The organism is Enterobacter sp. 50793107 (assembly GCF_001463365.1).
In the GTDB taxonomy this organism is placed as follows: Bacteria; Pseudomonadota; Gammaproteobacteria; order Enterobacterales; family Enterobacteriaceae; genus Enterobacter; species Enterobacter cloacae.
In genome coordinates this window covers 1-2,990 of the sequence record NZ_LNII01000117.1, presented here as the reverse complement: position 1 = coordinate 2,990, position 2,990 = coordinate 1, and the positions used below count along the sequence as shown (strand labels likewise).

The following is a 2,990-nucleotide window of genomic DNA, read 5'->3' as shown; positions in this document are numbered from 1 at the left end:
TTTATGAATAGACGACAGACAATCTTCTAAATAATCCTGAACATTATAAATCGGAAGAATTAAACTAAATCGCATAAACTTTCTCCCGACGTTTCATTAAGCAAACAAATAAAGTATAAACCAAAGCAATAAAACAAAGAATTATAAATTTTGGATCCGTGAGTGCGTACGTTTCACCCATAGTTAGAATTCTAACGATGGTGTAATGTATTTTAATAAATAATAATATTATCCAATAATCATAGTTCATAACTGCAATTCGGAACATGCCATACAAGACCCCGCAAATAAAACCTACTGGCAAAGCAACTAATAATGACAAAGGATAACCAAAAAAGTAAATGAAATTGACAGGTGAAGCCATTGTAAAGTTAATTCCTTTTTCATAATAGCCTTCAAATATATTTGGAGGTGTTATTTGCGACATCAAGTAGAATATCCCTCGATATCTGTCCTCGCTTGCCGTACCAAAGAATGAGCGAATTAATTCAGAATAATCTTTTATCTCTCCGGAGATATTATCTACTGCCCACCACATTTGTGATTGCAAGATAATCCTAGATAGAAAACTCTCAGTTGCATTTTTTTGCCCCACAATAGCTGCATAGCTATTATAAATTGCAATAGAGAAAATGAAGGTAATCACCAGAGTAATAACAATATTCTTCGTTGAAAATACATTAAACTTACTTGAGTGTATGATAAAGTATGGTGTAATAAAAAATACAATCGCGGAAAACACACCAGTAAATTTTTCACCAACCAATATCTGTGCAATTAATCCCAAAACAAACATAACAAGCAACCACTTATAAGGACGTGCTGCATACATCATACCTAATAAGAAACTTAATTGTACCAAATTAAACTTCAAATAGTCCCCCCAAGAGGGAGCTATATTGGCCCAATAATAAAAGCGATCAACGTTATAATCATTCGGAGAACCATATCTAATACTAATATAAAAAAGCCCAATAATTAATGCAGAGCTTAAAAATGGAATAAATGAATAAACTAGTCTATTTAAAGAAATGATTTGAGGGTACGTCGTTGGCAACAAACGTTTTACAAGACTAAATCCAGCATAACTACTGTACAAAAGAAAGAAGCACAATGAGAGATTACGGGATGTCGCGCCTGTCAAATAGCTTATGGTCTGTGTTTCAACAAAGTAAGAACCAAATTCTGCAATTAGGCAACTAAGCCCAGTAGTTGTATAGGCAAAAATTGCCATGAAATTAAAGAAAGTAAATTGCACTTTCATTCTAAATAAATAAACTACTGTAACCAACCACAGCAAATAAGATAAGATATTAAAAACGAGTGAAGCAGGAAAAAGGCTATTTATGGCGTAAACCAAAAACCAAACTATAGCTAGTACATTCATATTTAATAACACTTAATTATATGGGTATCAGATGTGAATATGATTTTCTTCTGGCAACTTGTTGGCAAGCATACTTATTCCATCTTTCATTGCTGAAGTAAGCCATGGCGAATCTATCACATATATATTTACATTCCTTACTGTATACAAATTAAACTGAGAACTACTTGCAAAGCCATATAGATTAACCAGGTATCCATCGCGAATTAAGTCAAATACTATTTCCTCTGCAATACTACTACTGCTAAATTTAAAAGACTCAAATTCTTTATCTAATGCCCTAGGATGTGGGATATATTTTGGTTTTTCCGGGGCTTTCTTCAGCAATTGTCTGACATCAGTTTTTAACTTATGCCCATTTTTAGATGTATTAATTTCGTCGTAGATAGTTCCCAAGAAAATATCAATGACCTTATCACTTTTTGAAAGTTCAGTTGATTCAAATAGTTCTAAAAAAATCGCATTTTGCACACAGTTTTCAAAATCTTTAAAAATTGTATAATGTCTGTTAGATCTGCGTTTAACTGACTCTAAGTAATATTTCCTACCTAAAAAACAATGTACTACAGTAAAAATTTTTTTCTTCAACGATTTCCTATGATGTTCTTTAAAATAAGAGCCTGACTTTAAAATATTTCCAATACCATCATCGAATGTTATAAGCTCATTAAATTTTATAAATGACAAAAGATAATGGCTTATACTATCGTCAAGGCTTGCTAATAAAACCTTATCGAATCTAGAAGTAATAAATCTTTTTCTAAGCTTACATAATAATTTAAATGAGTACACATCTTTTATGAATTCAGATTGTTTACAGTGCTCAGCAATGAGCGAATAATATTTCTTATGCTTATCATCTTCAATCTTAGAAAAATAAACAAAACGAATAGAACTATAATCTATTCCTTCTTTCTGGATCACTGCCTTCGCTATTAATATTTGCAAAGGTGTAAAGCAAACTACAAGGTTCATTTTTCCACAACCTTATTAATATTAATATACAGCATACATATTGCAATCGAGTTAGATATTATCATAGCATAAGGTACATACTTTATATTATGGTTGGCCAATACATAAACCAATAAAATATAGATTACAGCTGATACAATCGTGCAAAATGATATGATTTTATTCCTACCATGATAAAAATAAAAATTAACGAGCAATAAATAAGGTATTGTTAAAGATATGGCTAGTGCAAATAGTACAGCATAGTATTTTGCACTTTCGAAGCCGGGTCCTAATACCCAACTGTATATTGACTGAGGTATTATGAGGAAAAAAACGAACGGCAAAGGTGTAATTAACAAACTTAACAAAGCGATTTTTTTTACTTTTGAATGCGTGAGGCTGCCATTTTTGATGTAGTCATAATAATAAGGAACTGTTGCTTTGTTAATTGCCATCAGCAAAATTGCAAATATTGATGCAAGTTGATAGCCTACAGAATATACACCAAGCGTGGATGCACTGAATATTTTACTGTCTCTTATAACCATCTGACGCTGCCGACGAATAGATAAGTATAAATCTCGGTAGTCGCCGAATCCTCAAACAAAAAAAAAACATATAAGATCACCAGCACTATGTCTATAGT

Annotated in this window: 2 protein-coding genes; both read right to left on the bottom strand. The window is 31.8% G+C overall.

Annotated features, from left to right (window positions below):
• Positions 1-64 precede the first annotated feature (64 nt).
• Positions 65-1,387, bottom strand: a complete 1,323-nt coding sequence (locus APU11_RS15280) for a DUF6418 domain-containing protein (protein WP_060578606.1) — start codon at positions 1,385-1,387, stop codon at positions 65-67.
• 27 nt (positions 1,388-1,414) lie between these two features.
• Positions 1,415-2,362 carry a glycosyltransferase family 52 gene (locus APU11_RS15275; RefSeq protein WP_060578604.1) on the bottom strand — a complete coding sequence of 316 codons (948 nt, stop codon included), beginning with the start codon at positions 2,360-2,362 and terminating at the stop codon, positions 1,415-1,417.
• Between the last annotated feature and the right edge of the window lie 628 nt (positions 2,363-2,990).

Excerpts from the sequence above, each read along its gene's own strand:
- APU11_RS15280 (WP_060578606.1), bottom strand. The coding sequence starts at position 1,387 with ATGAATGTACTAGCTATAGTTTGGTTTTTGGTTTACGCCATAAATAGC.
- APU11_RS15275 (WP_060578604.1), bottom strand. The coding sequence starts at position 2,362 with ATGAACCTTGTAGTTTGCTTTACACCTTTGCAAATATTAATAGCGAAG.